The following is a 25,961-nucleotide window of genomic DNA, read 5'->3' on the forward strand; positions in this document are numbered from 1 at the left end:
AACTAATGGCAGCAAGCAACGACAATGATAGCTCCTCACACTTTATCATTTGGATTGTATTGCTCGCATTGATTGCGATTATGGGATGGTTTTTCACCGTACTCATGGCAATGGCGGACACCAACGGACCAAATATCCTTTCAGGTCCTTCGTTTACTCTTTTAATTTCAGCGCTTTTCGGTGCTGCGACCGTAGTTTTAGCAGGAACAGCAGTAACAGTTGCCGTCGTAACTTTCTTTGGTTTCCGGCAGGTTCGTCGATCTGCTATAAGTGCAGCGGTCGAGCAATCAGTTTCACAATCAATAAGCGCTGCAACTGAGACCGCAGAATCTGAAGCCCGAAAAGCTGCGGAGGCTAAAGTTCCACTTTATGTTGAAAGTTTTTTGCGGCGTGAAATTGAGTCTAATGGGTTCATTAGAAAACACATCAGCGATCGAGTAAATAAGATTGTTGAACGACTTCTCTCACAAACTCCAGCTAAGCATTTAGATGCGTTGGTTGAGGCAAAAGTCAAAGCTGAACTTGAACGACGATCTTATAATGTTGATTTAGATGATGCTCTTAACACATTCCCGGATACGCCATCTGGAGATGATCCTGAGAATATAAGACGAACTCGGGAAACAGGCACAAATTCAGAAGCAGAAGTATCAAACCCCGAGAGGGATAGTGATGGATAATGCGCTTTGGTCAAAAGTACGAAGCGATGATATCTCAGTAATTGAGCCATTCCTCACTTCAACACCGGTCTCAATGAATAAAATAGCGGAAGCTCTAGGAATACGCGTCCGGGGCGCGTCATTACCTGCTGGCGTATCTGGTGAAATCAGGCCTGTTAATCCCGGAGCGAACGAATTCATTATTCGTGTAAATCGGCATGAATCCAAAAAAAGACAACGTTTTACTGTGGGACATGAACTTGGTCACTTTCTTCTGCATCGAGAATTGATCGGAGCTGGTCTGACGGATAATGTTTTGTACAGATCTGGCCTCAGCAATAAAAAAGAGACCGAAGCAAACAAAATTGCAGCCGATCTTCTAATGCCTAAATCACTTCTGTTTTCAAAACTTAGAAATTATACAAGTGATAAAAGAAAACTAACGCTTGATGAGCGCCCATCTATTGTAAAATTTCTTGCTGAAGATTTTATGGTTTCCGAAGACGCCATGCGCATACAACTTGGGTGGAAATAATGTTCGAGAATATTTCCCCATATATACCTACACTTTCAGTTAAACCTGCTGAGATGGCCGGACTAAAGAACCTTCCCGGCCCAACAAAATTCCTTTTATCGCCTCATATACTACTTCGACCTTGGGTGGGCTCTGAATATCTTGAATCTTCAATTAAGGTTATTTTGGAGGCTTATGACAGCCCATGTATTATCGAGTTAGATCCCTCCCTAGACCTAACCGAAGAAGAGGGGGAGCGGTCGGTTTTCGCCGAGCTTAGAGCTTTGACTAGCCCAGATGACGGGCACCGTAACTGGGTTAATTTCATTAACAAGCATGAGCCCTTCACCCCAACCTTGATCCAGACCGGAACTGTTGAACAAATTAAGCAGCAAGCAAGCGCATTTTCAGAGCTTGGGCGTGGCATTGTTATGCGAATTCGTTTGCACTCAAATATTGAGGCGACAAACAATGTGACACAGTCGCTTGATATACTGGATATTCTCAACGGGGTCGTGAAGCCTGAGAAGTTCTTACTTATTGCGGACTTCGGGCAACGCGCCCAAGGCTGGGAGTATCAAGCTGCTATTGCACATAAATTGTTGAGTGCCGCAAAGGATAAGTTTCCCATTTCAAACGCAGTTGTTTCCTCAACAACTTTTCCATTGGAATTCGATGATAATATACCAGCTCAATCTGTCTATGAGCGTGGAATGTTTCAGCAACTTCAGCAGCTACATCCAGAGCTTCGATTAGTATATGGAGACAGAGGTAGCGCGCGTGCCGAAAGCCTTGATATTCCTCTTGGCGCCCCGCTACCAAGGATAGATTTGGCATTAGAGCATCACTGGTATTTCTTTCGGGAGAGGCCCGACTACCCAAAAGACCGGCGTGGACTGCCTGTCGTGCTCAGCCCCGAAGAGCGCAAAAGACACAAAAAAGAAGCATATATCAGAGCAGCCCGCCGTGCGATTGATTCCGAACACTGGCTGAATGTACCCAACGTTTGGGGGCGGCAACTGATTTTAGATACCTTCAATGAAGCAGAAACTGGTATTTATTCTCCGGCACGAGCAACTGCAGCTAGGATCAATATCCATTTATTTCAGCAAGCCAACTATGGATCTAAACTGCTTCCTGATCCAGAAGAGGATTGGGAAGAGTTTTAGAGAAATAACGAATTTTATTGATATTCTGCGCCCGGCAATAAATAGCACGGATAAATTCTGATCGTGGCGTCTTGTCGATCAGATCTTCAAAATTTGACTCAGCTTCTCGTCGCGTGATTTTATGACACTTTGCTATCAGACCAACCAATTCTGATGAGTTTAGAAGGGCAGCATATGAACGGACATTGTCATGAGGAACCGTTTTGCCACGCCTTTCAACGATCACTTTTCCTTTATCGAAATATAACACCTCAACTCTTTCACCATATTTAGAAGAATCAAATCTTTTCCTAAAGCATAAATCTAAGCAAATTATCACTTTATCAAAATGATTATTGTAGATATCTATTTGATTCGATAGCTTTTTTAAGCTGTCAGATTTAGACTTAACCTCAAATGCAACTACACTGCGATTCCTGAATATTGCGCTGTCAGCTCGGCATAGACCATTAAAGAAACGGAATTCATCCACTCTAATTCCATCAATATCTTTACTGCGGCGTCGCCAACTAGCAATCGCCGCCTCTCTCAAGTTCGCCTCAGTGGATTCTGTAATTTCCATGCCCGATTGACTAGCTGTTGAACGGATTAAGATAAACCCTTGTTTGACCGTAAGGGTAGCTCTCCCCTATCCCCACCCCGCCCTCACCCCCTATCCTTGCGGCATGAGCGCTGAGAGCCCTGACATCACAGATCCGAGGATCGCCCGGGCGCGGGCGATGCGGCAGGCGGGGGCGGAGACCGCCGAGATCGCGCGCGCCTGCGGCGTGGGGGTGAGCCGCCAGCGGCCCACCTGACCAACAACTCTGTCATCCCGGACGCGCAGCGAGCCGGCATCTGCCGGACACACTCTGTTCTGATCACAGAGACGCCTGCACCAGATCCCGGATCAAGTCCTGGATGACGGGTGGGGAGATTGGGAGAATGCGCCCAACCTCTCGGCCTTCGGACGAGCTTGCCCCGGACTTGATCCGGGGGAGGCCCATGCGGCGGCTCGACTGGGTCCCCGGGGCAAGCCCGAGGACCGAGGGGGAGAGGGTCGTACCCCTCCCTGTGTGACGCGAAAATCCGGTCTAGCTTTCGGTCTTCTCTGGATATCCCACATGATCGGGGTCGAATTCGTTTTCTGCGCAAAGCCAGATCACGGCCAGCAGGCCAATCCATCCAAGGTTCGACCTTTCATCGGTGAAGGCGCGGCTCGGGAGCCGGAGCCATTCCCGGATGCGCGCGTCGCCCGCTCGCGGATTTTTCACGGGCAGATCGATAAAGGCCCTCGGAACGCGGTTAATGACACCCCATTCGGTCAATGCAGTGTGCAATTTGCGAAAGGGTTCCGTGTAAATGCGCTCTTTGGCGAAAGAGCGCAGGTCTTCTGGCCGCTCCTCGACATGCACATGGGGGAAGAGCGGATCGTGGGACTGGCCCATCGGGAAATACAAGCGCTGTACATCGACGGCATCCCAGTTGATGACAAAGGTGCGCTCATCGCCGGTTATCAGGATCCCTTTCTGGCCAATCTTGAATGTGGCTTGCCCCAGCCCCGTGACGAGATAACGATCCGTTTCAGAGTCACGCCGTTCGGTCTCAATCACTTCCGACCAGGCGCGGACACGGCGGCTGCGAACGACATGGACGCCCAGCTGGCCGAGAAAGCCGATCGCAAACCCGACCGTGGCGACAATCCATTCCATGGCGGTCAGCACCGACAGGCCCGCTGTGATAACGCAGGTCTCGCCAGGGCAAACAAAGCTGCCCTCGGCAAGGGTTGGATCAATCTCTATCGATACCGCAGACAGGCCTTGGGACAGCAGGGCCAGAACGCCGCCCGCGACACCGAACCAGCTGGTGACCGAGACCAGTCCCAGCAGGATTTCCGTGACCGTTGAACCGCGCTGAATTTTCGAGATGTGAAGGCTGCGTCCGACATCCGCGGGCTCAAGCTGAATCGTCGCGCTGGTGAAGACGTCGTAGGCGTTCTTTTCAAAAGTCGCCTCTCTGGTTCCGGGCGCAAATTCGCTGTGCCCCGTCGGGATACGGTCTACCATGATTGTCCCCCTCATTCCCCAGGCAGAGCCTAATTCAGACCGCGACACGCGTTCAAGCTGAACCTGACCGGGATTTCGCGTTTCAAGGGAGGCGCGCCTATCCCCCACCCCGCCCTCACCCCCTATCCTCACCGCCATGAGCGCTGAGACACCTGACATCACAGATCCGAGGATCGCCCGGGCAAGGACGATGCGGGTGGCGGGGGCGGAGACCGCCGAGATCGCGCGCGTCTGCGGCGTGGGGGTGAGCACCATCTATCGCTGGGCCGAGGCCCATGGCTTTCGCGTCGCCGATCTGGAGGCCGCGGCCTGGGCCGCGTCGGGGCGGGGTGACGCGCCCTCTCTTTGTCATTCGCCGGTTTATCCGGGGAATCCATGCCGTGACCTGTCCTCCACTCAACCGGAATGGATCCCCCGCACAGGGCGGGGGATGACAGAGGGAGAGGGAGCGCCTCACGCGGCGGGAGGCCCCGGATCAAGTCCGGGGTTTCAGGCTGGGAAAGAGAGTGAAGAGACCGACGACGCCGAGATCACGGCGGCGCAATGGGCGGCGATGGCGCGGGGGTTGAAACAGCGCGCTGTGCGCCTGACCGAGGCCGGGCGCCTGCGCCAGGCCGAGCAGGCGCTGCGGCTGGCCGAACGCTATGAGCGGATGCAGGCCAGCGCCGCGCCGGCGCCGGCAAAGGATGACGGCGTGGATTATCACGCCCTGCTGGAAGCCAAGCTGACCCGGCTGCACGAGCACTTGCGCGAGAAGGCCGGGCTGAAAGAGGGCGAGGACTTCACCGACGCCCACCGCGCCGCCCTGGGCATCCCGCCCCTGCCGCCCGAGTATGGCGGGTGACGCGGGGAGAGGGAGATGGCAAGATCGGGGTCTTGCCATGACGATGTGTGGTTAGCCTTCTTCGTCTCCCGCTCCCCTCCCCCTACCCTCCAGCGTCATCCCAAGACCCCGTTCATGGGATCTCAGATGGCAAGAACACGTCTTGCCATGACGAAGGCAGGGAACGCACACTTCGTGTATGGCGCGTGTTTTCTACACTTATATACTCTGCAATCGCCCGCACGGCGTGCTCTATTGCGGCGTCACCAATGACCTGGTGCGCCGGGTCCACGAGCACCGCTCAGCGCGCGGGGGCGTCTTCACGACGCGCTACAAGGTGAGGTGGCTGGTCTGGTTCGCAGGCCATGAAATTCCGGGGGCCGCCATCGGGCAGGAAAAGACGATCAAAGGCTGGCCGCGCGCCTGGAAGGTGAACCTGATCGAGACGGACAATCCCGACTGGTGCGATCTCTGGCCGGTGATTTCTCAGGCGGCGGGTGAGATGGGAGAGGGCAAGAACACGTCTTGCCATGACGATGTGTGGTGAGCCTTCTCCGCCTCCCGCTCCCCTCCCCCTACCCTCCAGCGTCATCCCAAGACCCCGTTCTTGGGATCTCAGATGGCAAGATCGGGGTCTTGCCTTGACGATGGGTGTGAAGGGCGAGGGCCGGAGTGGACAGGGCGCGCCCCTACGCCGGCAGGCTGACCCGTGCGCGCAGGCCGCCGAGCGGGGAGTCCTCAAGGCGCAGTTCGCCGCCATGGGCGCGCAGGGTGTCGCGGGCGATGGCGAGGCCGAGGCCCACGCCCTTGCGGTTGGCGTTGCGGCTTTCATCGAGGCGGGAGAAGGGTTTGAACGCCTCCTCGCGCTGATCGCCGGGAATGCCGGGGCCGTCATCATCAATCAGGATTTCAATGCGCGAACCGTTGCGGCGCGCGCTCAGGCGCACATGTCGCGCATGGGCTGAGGCGTTGGACACCAGATTGGCGAGGGCGCGCTTGAGCGCGCTTTCGCGCGCCGGCGCGGTCAGCCCGTCTTCCAGCTCCAGCTCCAGATCGACGCCCTCGCGCGCCGCGTCATCGGCCAGGGTTTCGCACAGGGCGGTGAGGTCGAGCGCGTCCGCCTCCTCCCCCGCCTGACCGCGGGCGAAGGCGAGATATTCCTCCAGCGCCGCCTCCATGTCCGCGAGATCGCGGCGGGCGGCGTCGCGCTCCTCGCTTTGCGGCATCAGGGCGAGCTGCAGGCGCAAACGGGTCAGCGGGGTGCGCAGGTCATGACTGACACCCGCCAGCAATTGCGTGCGCTGTTCGATATGGCGTTTCAGGCGCGCGCGCATGTCGAGAAAGGCCGCGCTGGCGCGGCGCACTTCGCGGGCGCCGGCGGGCTTGAACCGCTCCACATCCTGACCTCTGCCGAACGCTTCAGCGGCCTCCGCCAGCTGGCGGATGGGTTTGACCTGATTGCGGATGAACAGGATGGCGACGGTCAGCAGGAGCCCCGTGGCGATAAACAGCCAGATCAGGAAGATATGCCCGGTGGTGGCGAACACCCGGTCGCGCACGGCGATGAAGCGCAGCACGCCGCCATCCACCTGCACCCGGATGTCCACGTAAGAGGGATAGCGCGTGGTGTCGAACCAGAAGGCGTGATCGAGCTCCGCCCCCAGCGCGCTGCGCAGCGTGCGGTCGAGCGCCCGGAAGAAGGCCGTGCGGCGCGTGGTGGGCAAGGTGTCGCCCTCGCGATACTCGACGCTGAGATCAGTCGTGGCGAAGGCGAGATTGGCCAGCGCGTCAAACTGTTCAGGACCGTCACGCTCAAACAGCCTGACCACCAGCGACACCTCGCCGGCGACGCTCTCAGAGAGGCGCGCCGTGGTGGTCTGCCAGTGCTGATCGAAAAAGGCCCAGGTCACCGCCCCCTGCATCAGCGCGACGGGCAGCACGATGATCAGGAGCGAGCGCTCAAACAGGCCCTTGGGCAGATAGGGTTTGAGGGAAAAGCGCATCGGGCCTAGGGCTCGGCGCCGTCATAGACCGGGTCGGCGACCAGCTTGTAGCCCGAGCCGCGCACGGTCTGGATATAGAGCGGGGATTTGGGATCGGTTTCGATCTTGCGCCTCAGGCGAGTGATCTGCACGTCCACCGCCCGTTCGCCTGCGCCATTGGCGGCCTGTTCAGACAGCGCTTGGCGCGACACCGCCTCGCCATTGGACCGCGCGAGCGCCGCCAGCAGCGCCGTCTCCCCGCCAGTCAAACGCACCGACGCGCCGTCCTGGCTCAGCTGCCCGGCCTCGATCTCGAACCGCCACGGGCCGAACGCCACCGCCGACGGCCCGCGCATCTGCGGCAGGGCGCGGCGCAGGATCGCCTGCACGCGCAGCACCAGCTCTTCAGGCTCGAACGGTTTGGCGAGGTAATCGTCCGCCCCCAGGCTGAGCCCCTTGATGCGGTCCTCGGGCTCGCCGCGCGCGGTCAGCAGCAGGATCGGGGTCGCGTCGGTGCGGCGCACGGTTTCAGTCACCTCAAACCCGTCTGCGCCGGGCATCATCACGTCCAGAATGATCAGGTCAAAGCGCATCTGCGCCAGCAAGGACAGCGCTTTCGCCCCGTCACGCGCCGCCGTGACGCGCAAACCGCGCGCGCGCAGGAACTTCGTCAGAAGGTCGCGAATGCGGTCATCATCATCGACAACCAGAATATGGGCGGGGCGCATGTCCGTCATAAGGGCGAGACTGCCCAAATCCGTCGCGATTGACCAGTTGCGTTTCTGCGCCTGAAACGCCCGCTAATGCTTCTTGAACGGAGAGCTCAGCGCGGTGCCCACGATCGCCACCAGAATACGCGCCACCATGGTGAAGAACAGCAACAGGATCGCGCCCTCTTCAATCAACAGGTCCAGCCAGACCTTGTAGCGGACCGGAATGCCGGGACGCACGATCATCGCCTCGACATCCTTGGCGCGCTGCACCAGCCAGTCGAGCCCTTCGGGCCACAAAATGCCCATGGCGATCAACATGATGTAGGACAGGACGAATGACAGAAAAATCGTGAATGTCGCATTGGTCGCGCGCGCGAAGATCAGCCCCATTTCGGCCTCCCTCAAACCATGGCGCCACCTCCCCACGGGTGACACGAGCCGACCCTAGCATTGCTTGCGGCCAGAACGCAGCTTTTATTAAGACGGCTTTAACCCCGCCTGGCGGCGACGGCCCTATTGAATGCGGGTGATGCGGGCCGGCGCGCCGTGCGCCGTCCAGTACCGGCTGTCATAGCTTTCACCGATCTCGATATCGCGCCAGGGCGTGCAGACTTCATACTCTGGCGCCTGCGGACCTGCGGCGGCGATCAGCATGCACAAGGTGCGCCCGTCAAAATGCCAGCGCCCGGTCCGTGGCCTGTCGTCCTGATACGCGCCGCCGGGTTGAAACCGCGCCGTATAGCTCTCCCGCTCCGTCCGAACGTCATAAACGCGTCCTTCCGGCCCTGTCATCTGCGCCTGAGCCGCGCCGCTTGCGAGCATCAGACACGCCAGAAGCAACGCCCCCGCGCACACGCGACCGCTCTGTCTGATCATCGTGAAAGACAGTGTCATCCCTCATCCCCCATGGGCGCTATAAAACGCCACACACGCCATGGGGGCAAGAGCTTAGCTCGAATTCGCGTCGGGATAGGCGGTCCGGGCTTCGCCACATCACCAAGGCTTTAAAAATCCAAGCCGGAAATTTGAATAAAAATTCAGGCGATAAAACTTATCGCCGCAATAGCCAAAACAAGAGCAGATCCAGCCAAGGAGGCATACAAGACCTTTTCCTGCCAACCCTTACGTTCAGCTTGACGTGCTTCGTTCTTTTCGAGACGCGCAGCCATATCATCTCCTTTATGATTTTTGATATACATCACATAGGATGAAATGGTCCTGTCTCAAGTTCAGGGGGAGGAATCGGCCGAGTTGGGCGCCTGTGACAGAGGACGCCCCTTCAATCCATTCAGCGCTTCGACCAGCGCCTGCATCTCGACGGGCTTTGTGAAATATCCATCCACATCCAGCGCCCCGACACGGGTGCGAGTCTCCAGGGTGGCGTCTGCGCTGACCACATAGACCGGCACGCCGGCCGCCCCCGCCTCGCCTGCGCGAATCCGCCGGATGGCCTCTTCTCCGCCCATGCCGGGCATGTGCAAATCCATCAGCACCGCGTCAAACCGTTCCGCCTGCAACAAATCAAGCGCTTCGCGTCCGCTGGCGGCGACGACGGGATGACAGCCGCCCTGGCGCACCATTTCGGCTGTCACATCAAGATTGACGGGCTGGTCATCCACCACCAGCACACGCATGTGCATGTCATCGTCAGCGCCCGGCGGACGGATCATGCGGTCAGACGCCATCGTCTCCACCGGAGCGTCATCCGCGCTGGCGGACGGGGCCGGAATCTCAAACCAGAAGCACGCCCCTTCGCCGACACGGGAGTTCACCCCGATCCGTCCGTCCATCAGCACCACCAGTTCGCGGGCGATGGCCAGCCCCAGGCCGGACCCTTCATGGCTGCGGCTATGGGACATGTCGGCTTGTTCGAAACGACCAAAAACGCGGCTCTGCACGGACTCGCTCAACCCCGGACCCGTATCCCGCACCTCCACGCGCAAGATCTCGTCATCACACCGCATCGCCTCCACGTGAACCGAGCCGGCGTCTGTGAATTTCACGGCGTTGCTCAAAAGATTGCTGAGCACCTGACGCAAGCGATTGGCGTCAATCATCGAGATGCCGGACAGCTCCGGCGACAGGTTCAGGGTCAAGGCCAACGATTTGCGCGCCGCTTCGGGCGTGTGCGCCTGACAGGTTTCAGAAATGATGTCGGACGGTCGGCTCGGGCGCTTGACCAGATTGAGCTTGCCGGCCTCGATCTTGGACAGATCCAGAATGTCCTCGATGATCGACAGCAGCGCCCGGCCTGATGAGCGGATGGTCTGCACGAACTCTTTCTGCCGCTCGCTCAGATCGGTCAGCGCCAGCAATTGCGCGATCCCCAGAACCCCGTTCAGCGGCGTTCGGATTTCATGGCTCATATTGGCGAGGAACAGGGATTTGGCGTCGCTCGCCGCCTCGGCGCGCGCCAGGGCGCTTCTCAGCGTATCCTCCGCCGCTTTCTGCTGAGAGAGATCCTCGACAATGCCGACAATTCGCGAAGGGGCTCCGAGCGCGTCACGGTCCGTGACCCGGATATGCACCTTGATCCACACGACCGCACCCGAATGGGTGATGATCCGGTGTTCCATGACCAATTGATCGAGCTCTGCGGTCAGCAAGGCGCCAAACTGCGCCTGGGCGTGCTCGACATCATCGGGATGCGCGAAGTTGAAAAGCTCTTCAGGCTCTCTCAGCCCGTCCGCCAAGGCGGGGACGCACAAAATCCGAGCCAGCGTCGCATCCACACGGACGGTGTTCTGGGCCACATCGAGCTCCCAGACGCCCAGCCCCGCCACCCGCAACGCCATCTGCGCCCGCAAGCCGGCTTCACGCGCTTGTTGCTCGATCCGCCGACGCTCGGTGATATCGCGCAAGGTGCCGGACATGCGTTCGGGGCGCCCTTCGCTGTCGCAGACCACTTCGCCGGCGCCCTCAATCCACAGATACCCGCCGTCGGCCCGGCGCAACCGGAACACGAGATGCTGTTTGTGGGGGCCCTCTCCGCTCTCGTCCAGATCAGGCTCCCGCATCACACGCTGCACGTCTGGCAGATCATCGGGATGCACCGCTTCAAGCAAATCGGTGATGCGCCGCCATGAGGTGGGTTGCGGATGGCCTAGCATCTCGTAATACCCCGGCGAGGCGAAAACCTGGTCCGCCTTGAAGTCAATGTCGAAGACGGCTTGATCGGACCCTGCAATCGCAAGCTCGTAGAGGCGACGCAATTCGTTGGCTTCGTCTTCCGCCTTGCGCAAAGGGGTATGATCGGCGGCGATTCCCGTCATTTCCCGGGGCCTGCCATGCTTGTCCCGGCGAATGACGGCGCCATCCACCTGCAGCCACACCATATCGCCGTCCGCGCGAATGATGCGATGCGACAGGCTCAGCCGTCCGCTGGGAGAATCAAGCGCCGAGGCGACGCCGGACACCACTCTGTCGCGATCCTCCGGCACCGTCAGGGACAACATTTCAGACATTGAAAATGACTTGCCGTCCAGTTCAGGACGCCCAAGCAGCGCAGCGCACCGGGTATCCAGATGGATTCTTTCGTCATCGACGGAATACCACCAGCGCCCCATATTCGCGCTTGATATCGCCACCTCCGCCGTCAACCGCGCCTTCAGCGCAGTGTCCTGCGCATCCGCCAGGTCGCTGACATCGACCATGGTGCCGACCATGCGCCGAAGCGCGCCTTCCCCGTCCCGCTCCGCCTGGCCGTGACAATTGACGGTGATCCAGACGCCATCTGCGCGCCGCAAGCGGACCCGCAGCTGGAACGGTTCGCCGCTGACCATATGAGTCCGGAGCGTTTCACGATATCGCGTCAAATCCTCAGGATGGACGAAATCCTCTCCAAGCCTGGATGTCGGCGGCTTGTAGTCAGGAGCAAAGCCGAGAATCGACTTCAGCCGGGGCGACCAGTACTGGGTCTGATCGTCGGCATTCCATTCCCAGACCCCCGCACCCGTCCCCCGGATAGCGAGCGCGTAGCGGGTTTCTGAATGCTCCAGCCTCCGCTGGGCGCTCCGGGCGGCGTCCTCGGACCGGCGCGCCTTGATGAACGCGCCCATCGTGTTGGTCAGCGTCTTCAGGAAATCGGGAAAATCTGCGTCGTATCCGCCGTCCCGGTTGGCGACGCCGGCCACGCCCAGCAATTCGTCGCCGCTCATCATGGGCAGGCCGAGAAATGAGGACATGGACGGGTGGCCGCGAGGCAGTCGGACATTCAGGGTCTCGCCCGGCCCGGCGTTGGCGATCACCGCCTGATTGTCTTTCAGGATCGAAGCGAACAACAGTTCAGTGCTGGTGAACTCCATGAAACCGGATGCGCCGTACCTCGCCCGGGAGTCCTCGTCCCAGCTGATATCGGTCATCGCCCAGGTGTGAAGCCACGGATTCACCCCGTCGCCCGTACCGACGACCTCGCCGACGAAACCGTACTCGGAATCCGTGATATCGAGCAGAATATCCAGCAAGCGCTGGAAAAACGCGTGCGCGTCCTCATCGCCGCCAATATAGATCGCCTGGACCTCGGAGATGGCTTCCAGAAGACGGCGGCTCTTGGACTCTGATGTGGTATCGTTCGCCATGAACGATCTCCCCGCACGGGTTGCATCATATACAAGCGTATCATCGCTGACCGGTGTCAATGACTGGTGAACTTCGAGCGGAACGTCTTCCTCTCATCGCTGCGGCGCGCTATATGCGCGGGTGAACCTGCGCAACGCGCAAACCCGACTCATCAGAAGGACCGGTTTCATGGCAGCTCTTGTCGCCCTTGGCCTCGCTTTCGGCATTTTTGCGATCCTCAACCTGATCGACAACAAGCGCCTGGATTAAGGTCGCCGGCGGGAGCAGATCCCGCCCGCGCCGGATACATCCATGCCTGATATGTTCCTGTTCAGCCTGATGGTGCTTGGCGGCATCGTCGTCCTTTTGACGGGCGGCGACATCCTGGTGCGCGGCGCCACCGCGCTCGCCAGCAAGATGGGCGTGCCGCCGCTTCTGGTGGGGCTGACCATCGTCGCCTTCGGCACCAGCGCCCCTGAAATGATGGTCAGCGCCGCCGCCGCCGTGGAAGGCGCGCCCGGCCTCGCCATCGGCAATATCGTCGGCTCCAATATCGCCAACGTGCTGTTGGTGCTGGGCCTGCCGGCGATCCTGGCGCCCATCGCCTCCACCGCGACCGGCATCCGCCGCAACGCCCTGATCGCCCTCGCCTTCACCGCGCTGTTCATTGCGTTGTGCTGGGATGGCGGGCTGGGCCTGACGGACGGCGCGATCCTGACGGCCGGCATTATCGGATATATCGGGTTTCTGGCGCTGACCGCGAGAACCCATCGCGACGATCCCATGATCGCCGAACTCACCGACATCGACCAGATGGAAGGGCTGCCCCGCAAAGCGCCGATGGTGGCGCTGTTCCTGCTGGGCGGTCTGGTCATGCTGCCTGTGGGGGCGAAGCTGATCGTGGACGGCGGCGTCGGGATCGCCGAGCTGTTCAATGTGTCGGACGCCGTCATCGGCCTGACCATTCTGGCGTTCGGCACGTCCTTGCCGGAACTGGCCACCGCCTTCGTCGCCGCCATGCGCAAACAGGGCGGCATGGCCATCGGCAATGTGGTCGGCTCCAACATCTTCAATATCTGCGCCGTCGGCGGCATCACCGGGATTGCAGCGGGCGCCGTGACCGGCGCGCCGGCGCCGGTCGAGGCGGAATTCCTGCAGCTCGATTTCTGGGTGATGGCGGCCGCGGCGCTGGCCATTGTGACCTACGCCGTCCTGCGCCGTCCGATCGGGCGCGTCTCCGGCGTTGCATTGACGCTGGCGTATGTCGGTTATCTCGCGGTCCTGCTACTCATGAACCCGCCCAGCCTGCCGGTCTAAGCGGGCGTGCAAAAAAATGACCGGCTGCACGAAGCAGCCGGCCAGATGGGAAGGTTCGTCCGCCTTTCGGCGGGTGCTCGGGGAGGAGCACTGTCACTCTCATCCCGCGCTGTGACCTCTTAAGGGCTGCATCAAGGAAAGCTCGGGGCGTCATTAAGGCCGCTTCGCCGCAAGCCTGACAGCGCGTTCATCTGCACATCCGACTTCAAGGCCGCAACGACACAGGGCCGGTTGCTGTCGCAACCGGCCCTGGCCGTGCACGCTGGGGAACGTGCGAGGGTGTGAAGCGTGGCGTTTACTGGTGGTCGCCGTGGTCGTCGGTCGGCAGAGTCGCCGCCCAGGCGTCAAACTCGCCCTCGTCCAGGCCGCCATCCGCGTTCACGTCAAACGCAGCGAACTCGCCTTCGGTCAGCTCAGGCGCGACAGCTTGCGCTTCAGACAGGGTGACAAGGCCGTCGCCATCGACATCGACCGTGTCAAACATCGGCGCTTCAGCGAAAGCGGTCCCCGCAAAGGCGGCGGCGGCGATGGTCGTAATCAGAACTTGGCGTTTCATCAGTCTCTCTCCTTGCTCTAGAGCCAGACTCTGACGCGGCGTCTGAGGGTCGCCCCGTCGTCTGGCAGGATCGAGATTGATGGGCGCATGTGGCCGCAGATGGCCGAAACAATGATATTCTGGAGTGGATTTGACGGCGTATTCCCGCCCGCAAGCAGGCGGAAATGTGAACGTCTGTTCATTCAGGGCGCCGGCGCGAGGTGGGTCACCTTGGTCTGAAAGGCGTCGTCATTATCTTCCACGATCAGTGGAAAGGCGCGCGCTATGGCGTCCAGCAACGGCCCCAGCCACACACCCTCCGCCTTGGAGAAGTCGCCCAGCACCCAGTTGGTCACCTGGTTCTTGTCGCCGGGATGGCCGATGCCGATGCGCCCGCGTTTGAAGTCGCCCTGGATATGCGCCTTGGTGGACCGCAAACCGTTATTGCCGGCATGGCCGCCGCCCGTCTTGAGGCGGAACTTGCCCGGCGCCAGATCCAGCTCGTCATGGAAGACAAGGATGTTCTCAGGCTCGATCTTGTAGAACCGCGCCGCCTCGGCCACCGCGCGCCCCGCTTCGTTGTAATAGGTCTCAGGCTTGAGCAGGAGCACCTTGCGCGGGCCTTTGGCGGTCTCCACCATCCCTTCGGCGGTCTGGCCCTGGAAGCGTTTCTTCCACGGCCCCAGCCGCCAGTCCTCGGCGATGGCGTCAAGCGCCATGAAACCGACATTGTGACGGTTGCCGGCGTATTGGCCGCCCGGATTACCCAGGCCCACGATCAAATGCATGGCGCGCTCCACAAATGAAAAAGGCGGCCGGGACCCAAAGTCCGCCAGCCGCCTTTTAAGTCCGTTTCCGGCGAAGGGAAGAGGATTACTCCTCGCCGCCCTCGGCCTCGGTCTCGGCTTCGTCGCCTTCAGCCTCGGCCTCGTCGCTGTCACGTGCAGCGCGCGAGTTCTGGATGGTGGCGATGGTGAAGTCACGATCGGTGATCGCCGGCTTCACGCCTTCCGGCAGGGTCACTGCGGAGATGTGAATGGAATCGCCGATGTCATAGCCAGACAGGTCAACGTCGATCTGATCAGGGATCGAGCCAGCCGGCACGTTCACTTCAACAGCGTGACGCACAACGTTGAGGATGCCGCCGCGCTTCAGGCCCGGAGACTTTTCTTCGTTGTGGTATTGAACGGCCACTTCGACGGTGATGACGGTGGTTTCGTCAACGCGCTGGAAGTCGATGTGCACCGGCTCGTCACGCACCGGGTGGAATTGCACGTCGCGCGTCAGCACGGTCTGCTTTTCACCCTTGTGATCAATGGTGATCATCGAGGCCAGGAAGTGACCCGAATTGATCGCCTTGACCACTTCGTTGTTTTTCAGCGCGATCGCGACGGGACCTTTGTCACCGCCATAGAGAACGCCCGGCACAAGGCCGTTGCGGCGGGTCTCACGCGAGCCGCCAGTACCCGTGCGCTCGCGCACTTCGACGGAGAGAACAATATCGCTCATGATCCGGTCCCATACGAAATCGGTTTAAACGCAAGCGCCGCCGGTTTTGGCGGCGCGCGCTTCGTTCAGCCATCAGTGACTGAGTAAGAACTTTCGAGCCGCGGCGTATAGCGGATGCTTGCGATGAGCGCAAGCGATCCGCTGACTCTTCGCCGCGGCGCGAGGCGAAAAGGTTAGTCAAACAGCTTGGAGACGGACTCGTCATTGGCGATCCGGCGGATCGCCTCGCCCAGAAGCGGCGCCACGGACAGCGAGCGGATGTTCTTGCCCGCCTTGACCTTGGCGGTCACGTCGATGGAATCCGTCACCACCAGCTCTTTGAGAACCGAGTTGGAGATGCGCTCCACCGCCTTGCCTGACAAGACGCCATGGGTGATGTAGGCGGAGACTTCCTTGGCGCCTTGATCTTTCAGCGCCGCAGCCGCGTTGCACAGCGTGCCGCCCGAATCGATGATGTCGTCAAAGATGATGCAGCGGCGACCTTCGACATCGCCGATAATGTTCATCACTTCAGACACGCCCGCCTTGGGCCGGCGCTTGTCGACAATGGCGATGTCCGCGCCCAGACGCCCGGCCAGCGAGCGCGCGCGCACCACCCCGCCCACATCCGGCGACACGATCAGCAGATCCTCCACGTCGTAATGACGGCGGATATCCTCCTCGATCACCGGGGTGGCGAAGAGATTGTCGGTCGGAATATCGAAAAAGCCCTGGATCTGGCCCGCATGCAGATCAATGGTCAGAACCCGGTGCGCGCCCGCTTCGGCGACCAGATTGGCCACCAGCTTGGCGGTGATCGGGGTGCGGCCGCCGGTTTTGCGATCCTGCCGGGCATAACCGAAATAGGGAATGACGGCGGTGATCCGGTTGGCGCTGGCGCGCGCCAGCGCGTCCATGCAGATCAGCAATTCCATCAGATGGTCATTGGCCGGTTCGGAGGTGGGCTGGATGATGAAGACATCCTGGCCGCGCATGTTTTCATCAATGCGCACGAACAATTCGCCGTCTGCGAAGCGCTCGATCTCCACGTCCGACAGAGGGGCGTCAAGATAATCGGCGATGGCCTTGGCCAAAGGTCGGTTGGCGTTGCCGCACATCAGTTTCATGATCTGCCCTCTCCGGTGTTCTGGGTCGCGGCGCTCATAGCAGGATAAGTGCGCGTGGCAAAGCGGCGGGGCGCCCTGTCTGCTGCCATGGCTGTCAGGACGCAAACGGATGAAATTCTCCTCTCAGGGGCATCACTCGCCTTTTACTGGAACATTGTCTTAAGGGAGCCGACCCAAGAATCGCGGCGAAACTCGCGTTTGAGAGAGGGCTATATGCAATCGCTCCACGGCTTCATGCCCCATGGAATGTGTTATCTGTGGCGCCTGGACATTCTGATCATGCACGTCCTGGCGGATGTGCTGATCGGCCTGTCCTATCTGTCGATTCCCGTGGTGATCTGGTGGATCTCGGTCAAACGGCCTGACATCCTGTTTCGGCCGGTCGCGTATCTGTTCATTCTTTTCATCATCTTCTGCGGCGTCACGCATTTGTTCTCGATCTACACGATCTGGACGCCGGCCTATTTCATGGAAGGCGGGCTCAAACTCGCCACCGCCGTGATTTCAGTCGCCACCGCTGTCGCGCTCTGGCCGCTATTGCCCAAAGCGCTGGCCATGCCCAGCAGCGCCCAGTTGGCGCAGAGCAATAAAAGCCTTCAAGAAGAAGTGCTTCTGCGCACCGGCGCCGAGCACAAGCTCACACAACTCACCAATACGCTGGAACGTCAGGTGCAACGCCGCACTTCCGAGCTCGAGCGCTCAAACGGCACCCTGCGCGATTTCGCCGCCGGCGCGTCCCATGATCTCAAGGCGCCTGCTCGGCAGATTTCACTGCTGGCCGACCTCGCTCAGCGCGAGCTTGGCGACACCGCAAGCCTCAAGGCCAGAGGGTATCTGCATGATGTGAAGTCCAAATCCCGCGACATGCTGATGCTGATCGACACGCTGCTGAGCTATTCAGACCTGGTGGAGACCAAGGCGGCGTCAAACGCCACCGCGCTCAAACCGCTGCTGGAGACCTTGCTGCGTGAATACTATCCGAACGCCCCGATCACACTGAACGTCACAGGCGAACCGACCGTTCAGGGCGACGAGACCTTGCTGGCGCACCTGTTTCGCAATCTGGTCGACAACGCTGTCAAATACGCCGACACGCCCAGGGTCATCCTCACCGTGGACAGTCATGAAACACCGAACGGGCTTGTGGTCCGGTTCGCCGACAACGGCCCCGGCATTCCCGCCAGTCAGGCCGAAGGCGTGTTCAAGATGATGCAGCGCTATCGCAGCGACGTGCCCGGATCCGGCGTCGGCCTGGCCTTCTGCGCCCGGATCATGGAGGCGCATGACGGCGCTATCCGTGTCGACGCCGATTATGACGCCGGAGCGCGGTTCATTCTCAGTTTCCCCCCGTTTGAGGAGTTTGCAGATGACAAGCCTGATCATTGAAGACAGCCTGATCGACGCGACCTTGATCACGGACGCGCTGACGGCGCAGGGGTTTGACGACCTTCAGGTTTTCGAGCGCGCAGAAGATGCGCTGGCGTATATCCGCAGCGACGCCGCCAGACCCGATTTCTGCCTGGTGGACAGTCGCCTGCCGGGCATGTCCGGGACGGATTTCATCAAGCTGGTCAAGGCCTGCCAGAAGATGGCGGGCGTGCCGTGCATCAGCCTGTCCACCTCCAATCTGAAAGATGAAATCCGCATCGCGCTCGCGGCGGGGGCCGACGGCTATTTCGTCAAACCCTCAGACGTCGACGAGTATGAGCGCGTCATCGCCCGCATCATCGAGGCGCATCTTACGGCGAACTAACGCTTGAACGGCGCGATTCCCGGCGCGGGCGGCAGACCGTCTGAGCTGAACGCCGCCAGCTTGAACAGCTCTCCCATATCCTCCGCCGAGACGAGGCGGTGCATCTGGCGCTTGAGCCGGGCCTGGCCCGCTTCATCCACCGATTTCGCCAGCACCGCCGCGCGTTGCTCGATCCCCAGCTCGGTCAGGAACTCGCCCTGGGTCATGGGACCGAACGCTGTCAGCCCTGCATCGAGCCCCAGCCGCAACAAGCGGTCAAAATCCACCCAGGCCGTCAGATCCGCCGTGCCGGGCGCCTCCAGCGGGTCCACCTTTTGATGGGCGCGGATCGCTTGCAACGTGTCGCCGGTCTCCGGCTTTGACGAGCCGTAATCCACAAACAAAGCGTAGCCCGGATCGCGTTTGAAGCGACCCGCCAATTGCTCCACCTGTTGCTGGTCGCCGGGACGCAGCTCCACCAGCACGCCGTCCTCCGCCTTGCGCAGGGGCGGAGCGATATAGCCGATATCCGCCTCGCTCAGCACCGGGCCCAGGCCGAAGACGAACTGCGCCTCGTCCTCAGGATGCAGCGTCACCACCCGTTCGCGCCACTGGCCCTGATGGCGCACAGCCTGGCGAATCGGCAGGCAGTCCAGAAACTCATTGCCGATCACCACGGCGGGACCGGACGGCGCCTTCTCGAAATCCTTCGCCCAGCGGATCGGAACCGACGCGTTCGCCAGCGTCTGGCCCTGCACCATTTTCAAAGCGGGAGACGCCTCGATCAAGGTCACGTGGACCGCCTCCAGAAAGCCCGGCGCCGCGCGGCCCGCCCGCAGCATGTCGCTCATCATCCGGCCCGTGCCCGGCCCCAGCTCAATCAGCTCGAACCGCGACGGCGCGCCCATCTGCATCCAGCATTCCGCCGCCCACAGGCCCAGAAGTTCGCCGAACATCTGGCTGATCTCAGGCGCGGTGATGAAGTCGTTCGCCGCGCCCAGCGGATCTTTCGTAGCGTAAAATCCCGCCATGGGATGAAACAGCGCTTCCGCCATGAAGGCGGCGACCGACAATGAGCCTTCACTGCGCAAACGGTCCTGCAGACGCGCTTTGATCATCTGGGCGGGGCGAAACTCATCATCGCTCATGGCAAGGCGTCCTCGTTACGGGTCAGGCTTTGCGCGCGCCCACAGCCGTGTTCTTGCGCGCTCGCCAGACCAGATAGGCGCCTGCGGCGATCATGGGAATGCACAACACCATGCCCATGGTCACATACCCCTGCAGCGCTTCGGGCATCTGCCGGTCCGGTTCGCGGAACACCTCGACGAAGGCGCGGAACACGCCATACCCCGCCAGGAAAGCGCCGGTCAGAAGCCCCGGACGGCTGAGCGCCCTGAAGCGGTAGATCAACACCGTCAGGATCACGAACAGCACCACGCCCTCAAGCGCCGCTTCATACAGCTGGCTGGGATGGCGCAGCTGGCAGGTCGGGTCGGCGGAAAAGCGCATCGCCCAGGGCAGGTCCGGCGCCGGACGCCCCCACAGCTCGCCATTGATGAAATTGGCCAGCCGTCCGAAGAACAAACCGATGGGCGTCGCGGCGGCCACCGCGTCCGACACCCGCAGCAAGGGCGCTTTGTAAGCGCGCGCGGTGAACACCATCGCCAGCGTCACGCCCAAGAGCCCGCCATGAAAACTCATGCCGCCGTCGGTGATGCCGGTGACCACGCGCACCGGCTCCTCCCAGATCATCGAGGTGTTGTAGAAGAGCACATAACCCAGCCGTCCGCCGCCGATGATGCCGATCATGATCCACAGCACCAGATCGTCCACAAAGGCGCGGCTGTACGGCGCGGTCTGGGTTTTGGGCGTCAGCCCCCAGAGCCGCCCCTGGGACACCAGCCGCAACACCCAGTACAGGCCGATGAACAGCCCGGCGATATAGGCGAGCGCGTACCAGCGGATCGGAAACGGGCCGAGGCCGGCGATTTCGGGAATCGAGAACAATACCGGGTCGATCAGGTCGAAGCTGGCGGGGCATGCGCCTATCATGGACGGCTCCAGAAAAATAATTCGGCCGTAAAGACCGATTGTTAACTGTTAGACGGCGCGACACCGCATTGCCTAGCGGGGCCGCTGACGCCTATATGGGTCTTCATAGCAGAGCACACGGTGATGTCATGCAGTCCCGCAACCCAATGTTCGCAGATCTGGCCGATCTGATGACCGACGCTTTCAGCGCTGCGCAAGCGGCGGGCGACGAAGCGCGCGCGGTGTTCCGCGCCCAGGCCGAACGCATGGCGTCCGAACTTGATCTTGTCACCCGCGACGAGTTTGAAGCTCTGCGCGCCGAAGCGGACGCCAGCGCCGCCCGGCTTCAATCGCTGGAGGCCCGTCTTGCGGACCTGGAAGCCCAATCGGCGAAGAAGCCGAGCCGGGCGAAACCGGCCGCCAAGACATCCACAGCAAAAAAATCCGCTGAATAAACCACTTACAATTTCCCTAACGCTGAGCGCTTGCACCCCGGGGATCGGGGCGCATACCGTTCCATATGGGCGGCGAACTGAGTCGCCAGGCGCAGCGAGGGGCTAGAGGACCATCATGGATCTCACCACCCAGGAAACCATCATCGCGATGGATCCGCTGGAAAGCATTGAACAAGCCGTCCTGACGGCGCAGTACGCCTATGAGCGCGATGATCTGGAACTGCATATGGCGGTGCCGGGGTCCTGGCGCGACCATCAGGTCTGGTTCGCCTATCGCCCCGATCTGGATGTGATTCACGTCTTTTCCGCGCTCGACCTGAAGGCGCCTGACAGCCGCTACAAGGATGTCTGCGAGCTGGTGGCGCGGCTGAACGAGCGGCTCTGGATCGGTCATTTCGAGATCTGGCACGAAGACGGCTCCGTCGTCTTTCGCCATGCGCTGACCCTGCCGGAAGCGGAAAACGTCTCCGTCGCGCAAGGGGCCACGCTGATCGAAGCGGCGAAAGAAGCGGGTGAAAGGCTGTATCCGGCGTTCCACTATCTGCTGTGGAGCGGTAAAACCCCGCTCGAAGCCGTGGCCGCCGCCATGTTCGACACGGCCGGAGAGGCCTAGAAGGACCCGTACGCACACATGTCAGAGAATGAGGGCCGGATCGGCCTGCTGGGCGCGGGTCGAATGGGCTCCGCACTGGCACAAGGCTGGCTGCGCAAAGCGCGCGGCGGCGTCAGCGCCGATGAGATTATTCTGATCGACCCCCGGCCCGGCGTCGGCGCTCAGGCGCTGATCGAGAAACACGGCGTGGCGCAGGCGGACGCCCTGACGCCCGAACTGGCGCGCACGCTCGGCACGCTGGTGGTGGCGATCAAGCCCGATCAGGTGCGCCCGGTGCTCAGCGCCCTCAATGACGACCTGCCGCTGGACGCGCTGGTGATCTCGATCGCTGCGGGCGTGCCCTTGCGCACCTTGTCGAACGCCCTGCCCGATCGTCCGATCGTGCGCGCCATGCCCAATACGCCCGCCGCCATCGGCGAAGGCATGAGCGTGTGCGTGTCCAATCCGATCGCCGACACCAAGGCGTTTGAAAAACGCGTGGAAAGACTGCTCAAGCCCGCCGGGCTGGTGGAGTGGATTTCCGATGAACGGCTGATGGACGCGGTGACGGCGGTCTCGGGCTCAGGTCCCGCCTATGTGTTCTTGTTCACCGAAGCGCTGGCCGCTGCGGCGGAAGCGGAAGGCCTGCCGCGTGCGCTCGCCCTCACCCTCGCCAAACAGACCGTCGCCGGCGCCGGCGCATTGATGAAAGCGGGCCAGGGCGAACCCGATGAGCTGCGCCGCGCTGTGACCAGTCCCGGCGGCGCCACCCAGGCCGGCCTTGACGCCTTGATGAATGGGGGCGGGCTGCCGGGGCTTGTGCGCAACGCCGTCGCCGCCGCCGAACGCCGGGGCCGCAAGATGGGCAGCCAGAGCGCGGGCGACTAGACCCAGGCCGGATTTTGCCGGACGCAATGCCCAACCGCGAAACCGGTTCCCGCTCTCGCTGAAAAGGCTCCGCTTTTGCTGGTCGCCTTTTCGAACCGCGAAACCGGACCCCACTTTCGCTGAAAAGGCTCTAGAGAAAATTCAGCAGGCTGATCTGGCTGAGCGTGGAGAAGGTCTGGGCGGACACCTGCACGGCGGTTTGCGCCTGCTGGAAGCGGGTTGCGGCCTCGGCCATGTCCGCATCCTCGATCCCCGCCACCATGATGGTGAGATAATCGGACCGCTTTTCATGACCGGTGATGGCGTTTTCAACCTGTTTCTGGCGTGAGCCATTCTCCGCCATCGCCACGTTGATGGTGTCAAAAGCGGCGATGATATTGGCCAGCTCGGTTTCCAGAAACGCTTGCTGGTTCTCGGTGATCTGGCCATCAAACGGACCGTCCGGGCCGGCGTTGAAATCGGCGATGCGCTCGATGGACGCCATCAGATCCGTACCGACTTCAGAGGCGGTCGAATTCACATCAATGGTGATCGTCTCTTCGATCATCGTGGTCTGGCGCCGCGCAGCGTTGTCAAACATGGCCGAGACGTCCGGCGCCGCCGCTTGAAGGTCGGCGATGGTGTCTGCGGTGAAGGGCAAGGCGTCCGTGCGCACGCCGCCGAAGACGTAAGAGCCGTTAAAGCGCATGTTGAGCGCCGCCGAGGCCTGATCGAACACCTCTTGCACCTTGTCCATCATGAAGGAGCCGTCATTGGTGGTCAGCGCCGTCCGCAGGTCCGTCGCCGCTTCAGACAATTCCTGATACGCCAGATCCTGGATCTCCAGGCGGTTCATGATCCGGCTGTTGGCGCTGGCGAAGGATTCGCTGCGCTGCTGGGCGGCGCGCGCCGAGATGATCGTCTCGGCGGTGTTGGCGTAGCCCTTGAGGTCCGGCGCCTTCTTGCCGCTGGCGAGCTGGTCGCGCGCGTCATAGGCTTCGCGCTGGGCGCGCATGAGGTCCATAAGCGCCGCCTGGGATGCGGCTTGGGTGGAAATTCTCATTCTAAGCTCCCTTCCCGACCTAAACGATACGCAGCAACGTATCGGACATCTCGCGCGCGGCCTGCAGAAGGCGCGCCGCGGCGTTATACGATTGCTGGAACTGGATCATCCGGGCGAGCTCTTCATCGAGACTCACCCCTTCAACGTCCGAGCGCTTGATATCGGCGGCTTCCTTGACCGCCGCGGAGGCGGTTTCCTGACGCTCGGCGGCGGCGGCGACCGAGCCGACCTTGCCGGCGACCCGCGAGCCATATTCGATCAAGGTGGACTGCCCGCCGCGCATATCGCCCGCATCATCAAAGGTGCGTTTGACCTGCCCGGCCGCGGCCAATTCCTGGCCCCCGCGATTATCGCCCGAGCTGACCACCAGATCGCCTGGCACGGACGCGCCCGTCACATCAAGCTTGGCCATGGCGAGCAGCATGGAGTCCGACCGGATCGCTGGTCGCACTTCAAAGGCTTCAGACCGGCTCATCCGCGAATTCTCGGACAAACCGAAAATCGTGGTGAAGGATTTGCCTGTGCCGGTGCGAATGCTGGTGTCGCCGGTGACCACGACCTCATACTGCTCGTAACCGGCGCTGGGCGTGAAACTGATCTCGCCGTTCGCGTCCATGCCGAACGAGCCGTAGGCGCCAAGCCCCGTGCCCGCCGCGTTCAGGGCGTTCAGCTGATCCTGGATGGTCGCGCCTGCCACCGTCACGTCGATATCGGCCGTGCGGGCGCCGCTGGGTCCGAGCACCTTGAAGCTCATCACCCCGCCTGCCGCCAGACCGTGGGCGCTGGTTGCAGTCAGGCCCGTCTCGAAGAAGCCCGGACGGTCGGAATCCACGATATCGTTGAGGCCGAAGAAGTGCGCGAAGCCGCGCCCGCCGATGGAGGACGGCGTGGTCTCGTCCTGCACTGTCGCGACGCCGTGATTGGCGTTGGTCGCGTCAATGCTCAACCGGCCATTGGTGAAGCTGGCCGTACCGTTGGCGCCCAGCGCCGTGTTCAGCTCGTTGACCAGATCGGTGATCGAGTTCGCGGCGTTGCCGTCCACCGTGAAGCCGGAACCGGTGACCGTAATGGCCACCTGCTGGACCAGCGTTCCGTCATTATTGACGATCGCCAGCGTCGCCGCGCCGGAGCCTTGCAGCACATCCCCGCCCACAAGGCTGGTGTCGCGCCCGGTCAATGTGTTGGGCGGCGGATAGGCGGTGGAATCGTTATGCGCCGCGTTCAGCGCGTCCGCCGCGCCCGCGGTGAACTCGCCCAGGGCCGCCGCAAGCTGCGGCAGATCCTGATCGCGCAGATCAATCAGGCCGCGGATCTCACCCGAGGTGATGTTGTGGGTCAGGCTGACCCGTGCGCCGGACGCGGAGACCACAGCCGTGATCTCGCCATAGTCCAGCCCATAGCTGCCCGTTCCGGACGGGGTGTATTCCAGATTGAGGCGCGAATTATCAAGCAGCGCCACGCCATCGGCGGTGGAGACAAAAACCCGTCCGTCAGGCTGGCGCTGGGTGCGCACATCAATCAGGCTCGACAACTCGTCCAGCAATTCAACCTGGCGGTTCGCGGCGCCGCTGGTGTCGGACGCGCTGGCGTTCAGCGATTGCGCCTGAATGTTGAGATCCTGCATCTCCTGGAGAATCTCGTTGATCCGTCCGACCCCGGCGCCGATCCGGGCATCCGCCTCATTGCGCAAGGTGCGCATCTCAACGGACAGGCGCTGGGTCTCGTCAAAAAAGCTCTGCAATTCAGACGCAGCGCTGAGACGAGACACGGTTTCCGCACTGTCCGCCGCCGCGGCGCTGAGCGAGCTGAACGCGGCGTTCAAGCGGCCAAACAGCGACGCCTCGTCATCGGTGCCGCCAAACTGGGCCTGCAGCCGGTCTAGCGCGCCATTGCGCGCTGTTGCAGCAGAGTAATCAGACTGGGCGCGCACCGATGCGGCCAGCAAATACTCGTCGGTGATGCGCTCGACCCCGCGCACCTGAACGCCCATGCCCTGACCGGCCACATTGCGCGAGGTGATCGCAAGCTCGGTGCGCGCATAGCCGGGCGTGTTGACGTTCGCGACATTGTTGGACGCCGTGCGCAAGCCGAGCTGAGACGCCTGCAGCCCGGACAGGGCGTTGCCGATCACAGAATTGAGCGCCATGTGCGCCTCCAACATTCGCCCGTGCGGGTGATTTTACCCATCGAGCGGCAAATTTTTCCCAGTCAGCGCGCATACTCAGACAATAAAAACCTGGCGAGAAATCCTTAGAACAACCTACTTTTCAGAGGCTTATTGTGACTTCGCCG

At 61.2% G+C, this 25,961-nt stretch carries 27 protein-coding genes; 11 read left to right on the forward strand and 16 right to left on the reverse strand.

The genetic code is table 11. The features are described 5' to 3' along the window. Positions 1-5 precede the first annotated feature (5 nt). Genes ACTIGF_RS14930 through ACTIGF_RS14940 form a run of 3 tightly spaced genes read left to right on the forward strand, consistent with a single transcriptional unit; the run spans position 6 to position 2,342 of the window. Entirely contained in the window at positions 6-680 is a 675-nt protein-coding gene (locus ACTIGF_RS14930) for a hypothetical protein (protein WP_439637623.1), read from the forward strand. Beyond that, a complete protein-coding gene (locus tag ACTIGF_RS14935) occupies positions 673-1,194 on the forward strand; it encodes an ImmA/IrrE family metallo-endopeptidase (RefSeq protein WP_439637624.1) in 522 nt (173 codons plus the stop codon). Before ACTIGF_RS14930 ends, ACTIGF_RS14935 begins: the two co-directional genes overlap by 8 nt. Continuing rightward, positions 1,194-2,342, forward strand: coding sequence for a beta family protein (locus ACTIGF_RS14940; protein WP_439637625.1), 1,149 nt, complete (start codon positions 1,194-1,196; stop codon positions 2,340-2,342). The genes ACTIGF_RS14935 and ACTIGF_RS14940 overlap by 1 nt, the downstream gene beginning before the upstream one ends. On the opposite strand, the gene ACTIGF_RS14945 is transcribed toward ACTIGF_RS14940, so the two are convergent. Together ACTIGF_RS14945 and ACTIGF_RS14950 are read right to left on the reverse strand one after the other, a co-directional pair. Next, a complete protein-coding gene (locus ACTIGF_RS14945) occupies positions 2,299-2,904 on the reverse strand; it encodes a sce7726 family protein (protein ID WP_439637626.1) in 606 nt (201 codons plus the stop codon). The genes ACTIGF_RS14940 and ACTIGF_RS14945 overlap by 44 nt on opposite strands. 511 nt (positions 2,905-3,415) lie before the next feature. Continuing rightward, complete coding sequence (locus ACTIGF_RS14950; protein WP_439637627.1) at positions 3,416-4,387, reverse strand: hypothetical protein; 972 nt, start codon at positions 4,385-4,387, stop codon at positions 3,416-3,418. A gap of 196 nt (positions 4,388-4,583) precedes the next feature. On the opposite strand from ACTIGF_RS14950, the gene ACTIGF_RS14955 reads away from it, so the two are divergent. Both ACTIGF_RS14955 and ACTIGF_RS14960 read left to right on the forward strand, forming a co-directional pair. Beyond that, on the forward strand, positions 4,584-5,231 hold the full coding sequence (locus ACTIGF_RS14955; RefSeq protein WP_439637628.1) for a hypothetical protein: 648 nt from the start codon (positions 4,584-4,586) through the stop codon (positions 5,229-5,231). A gap of 178 nt (positions 5,232-5,409) precedes the next feature. Next, entirely contained in the window at positions 5,410-5,757 is a 348-nt protein-coding gene (locus tag ACTIGF_RS14960; protein ID WP_439637629.1) for a GIY-YIG nuclease family protein, read from the forward strand. Between the two features lie 142 nt (positions 5,758-5,899). Here the strand turns inward: ACTIGF_RS14960 and ACTIGF_RS14965 are convergent, their stop codons facing one another. The 6 genes from ACTIGF_RS14965 to ACTIGF_RS14990 form a co-directional block, all read right to left on the reverse strand. Next, positions 5,900-7,213 (reverse strand): ATP-binding protein, encoded by a 1,314-nt coding sequence (locus tag ACTIGF_RS14965; RefSeq protein WP_439637630.1) that lies wholly within the window; start codon positions 7,211-7,213, stop codon positions 5,900-5,902. A gap of 5 nt (positions 7,214-7,218) precedes the next feature. After that, the gene (locus tag ACTIGF_RS14970) at positions 7,219-7,929 is read right to left on the reverse strand and encodes a response regulator (protein ID WP_439637631.1); all 711 of its coding nucleotides are present in this window, start codon (positions 7,927-7,929) and stop codon (positions 7,219-7,221) included. Between the two features lie 63 nt (positions 7,930-7,992). Continuing rightward, positions 7,993-8,295 carry a hypothetical protein gene (locus tag ACTIGF_RS14975; protein WP_439637632.1) on the reverse strand — a complete coding sequence of 101 codons (303 nt, stop codon included), beginning with the start codon at positions 8,293-8,295 and terminating at the stop codon, positions 7,993-7,995. A gap of 123 nt (positions 8,296-8,418) precedes the next feature. After that, positions 8,419-8,799: a hypothetical protein gene (locus ACTIGF_RS14980; protein ID WP_439637633.1), complete on the reverse strand. Its 381-nt coding sequence runs from the start codon at positions 8,797-8,799 to the stop codon at positions 8,419-8,421. 143 nt (positions 8,800-8,942) lie between these two features. Then, positions 8,943-9,074, reverse strand: coding sequence for a hypothetical protein (locus ACTIGF_RS14985; RefSeq protein WP_439637634.1), 132 nt, complete (start codon positions 9,072-9,074; stop codon positions 8,943-8,945). 60 nt (positions 9,075-9,134) lie between these two features. Next, on the reverse strand, positions 9,135-12,482 hold the full coding sequence (locus ACTIGF_RS14990) for a PAS domain-containing protein (protein WP_439637635.1): 3,348 nt from the start codon (positions 12,480-12,482) through the stop codon (positions 9,135-9,137). A gap of 292 nt (positions 12,483-12,774) precedes the next feature. Between ACTIGF_RS14990 and ACTIGF_RS14995 the strand changes: the two genes are divergently transcribed. Further along, entirely contained in the window at positions 12,775-13,779 is a 1,005-nt protein-coding gene (locus tag ACTIGF_RS14995; protein ID WP_439637636.1) for a calcium/sodium antiporter, read from the forward strand. A gap of 295 nt (positions 13,780-14,074) precedes the next feature. Here ACTIGF_RS14995 and ACTIGF_RS15000 read toward each other — a convergent pair whose 3' ends face one another. The 4 genes from ACTIGF_RS15000 to ACTIGF_RS15015 all read right to left on the reverse strand — a co-directional run bounded on the left by ACTIGF_RS15000 (position 14,075) and on the right by ACTIGF_RS15015 (position 16,929). Further along, entirely contained in the window at positions 14,075-14,335 is a 261-nt protein-coding gene (locus tag ACTIGF_RS15000; RefSeq protein ID WP_439637637.1) for a hypothetical protein, read from the reverse strand. A gap of 182 nt (positions 14,336-14,517) precedes the next feature. After that, positions 14,518-15,102 (reverse strand): aminoacyl-tRNA hydrolase, encoded by a 585-nt coding sequence (gene pth / locus ACTIGF_RS15005; RefSeq protein ID WP_439637638.1) that lies wholly within the window; start codon positions 15,100-15,102, stop codon positions 14,518-14,520. A gap of 85 nt (positions 15,103-15,187) precedes the next feature. Continuing rightward, positions 15,188-15,823: a 50S ribosomal protein L25/general stress protein Ctc gene (locus ACTIGF_RS15010; protein ID WP_439637639.1), complete on the reverse strand. Its 636-nt coding sequence runs from the start codon at positions 15,821-15,823 to the stop codon at positions 15,188-15,190. A 173-nt stretch (positions 15,824-15,996) separates the two neighbouring features. Next, positions 15,997-16,929, reverse strand: coding sequence for a ribose-phosphate pyrophosphokinase (locus ACTIGF_RS15015; RefSeq protein ID WP_439637640.1), 933 nt, complete (start codon positions 16,927-16,929; stop codon positions 15,997-15,999). Between the two features lie 213 nt (positions 16,930-17,142). Here ACTIGF_RS15015 and ACTIGF_RS15020 point away from each other — a divergent pair, with 213 nt between their 5' ends. Both ACTIGF_RS15020 and ACTIGF_RS15025 read left to right on the forward strand, forming a co-directional pair. After that, positions 17,143-18,315 (forward strand): sensor histidine kinase, encoded by a 1,173-nt coding sequence (locus ACTIGF_RS15020; RefSeq protein ID WP_439637641.1) that lies wholly within the window; start codon positions 17,143-17,145, stop codon positions 18,313-18,315. Then, positions 18,296-18,682 (forward strand): response regulator, encoded by a 387-nt coding sequence (locus tag ACTIGF_RS15025; protein WP_439637642.1) that lies wholly within the window; start codon positions 18,296-18,298, stop codon positions 18,680-18,682. The genes ACTIGF_RS15020 and ACTIGF_RS15025 overlap by 20 nt, the downstream gene beginning before the upstream one ends. Here ACTIGF_RS15025 and ACTIGF_RS15030 read toward each other — a convergent pair. Continuing rightward, positions 18,679-19,809, reverse strand: coding sequence for a class I SAM-dependent methyltransferase (locus ACTIGF_RS15030; RefSeq protein WP_439637643.1), 1,131 nt, complete (start codon positions 19,807-19,809; stop codon positions 18,679-18,681). The genes ACTIGF_RS15025 and ACTIGF_RS15030 overlap by 4 nt on opposite strands. 22 nt (positions 19,810-19,831) lie before the next feature. Further along, complete coding sequence (gene lgt, locus ACTIGF_RS15035; RefSeq protein WP_439637644.1) at positions 19,832-20,713, reverse strand: prolipoprotein diacylglyceryl transferase; 882 nt, start codon at positions 20,711-20,713, stop codon at positions 19,832-19,834. Positions 20,714-20,841: 128 nt separating this feature from the next. On the opposite strand from lgt, the gene ACTIGF_RS15040 reads away from it, so the two are divergent. The 3 genes from ACTIGF_RS15040 (at position 20,842) to proC (ending at position 22,627) form a co-directional block, all read left to right on the forward strand. Next, positions 20,842-21,147: an accessory factor UbiK family protein gene (locus ACTIGF_RS15040; protein ID WP_439637645.1), complete on the forward strand. Its 306-nt coding sequence runs from the start codon at positions 20,842-20,844 to the stop codon at positions 21,145-21,147. A gap of 115 nt (positions 21,148-21,262) precedes the next feature. Beyond that, a complete protein-coding gene (locus ACTIGF_RS15045) occupies positions 21,263-21,760 on the forward strand; it encodes a YbjN domain-containing protein (protein WP_107711418.1) in 498 nt (165 codons plus the stop codon). Positions 21,761-21,778: 18 nt separating this feature from the next. Further along, positions 21,779-22,627 carry a pyrroline-5-carboxylate reductase gene (gene proC, locus ACTIGF_RS15050; protein ID WP_439637646.1) on the forward strand — a complete coding sequence of 283 codons (849 nt, stop codon included), beginning with the start codon at positions 21,779-21,781 and terminating at the stop codon, positions 22,625-22,627. A gap of 130 nt (positions 22,628-22,757) precedes the next feature. Here proC and ACTIGF_RS15055 read toward each other — a convergent pair whose 3' ends face one another. Beyond that, the gene (locus ACTIGF_RS15055) at positions 22,758-23,669 is read right to left on the reverse strand and encodes a flagellin (RefSeq protein ID WP_439637647.1); all 912 of its coding nucleotides are present in this window, start codon (positions 23,667-23,669) and stop codon (positions 22,758-22,760) included. 19 nt (positions 23,670-23,688) lie between these two features. Beyond that, a complete protein-coding gene (gene flgK, locus ACTIGF_RS15060) occupies positions 23,689-25,815 on the reverse strand; it encodes a flagellar hook-associated protein FlgK (protein ID WP_439637648.1) in 2,127 nt (708 codons plus the stop codon). Between the last annotated feature and the right edge of the window lie 146 nt (positions 25,816-25,961).

The organism is Oceanicaulis sp. (assembly GCF_051859625.1).
Classification (GTDB): Bacteria; Pseudomonadota; Alphaproteobacteria; order Caulobacterales; family Maricaulaceae; genus Oceanicaulis.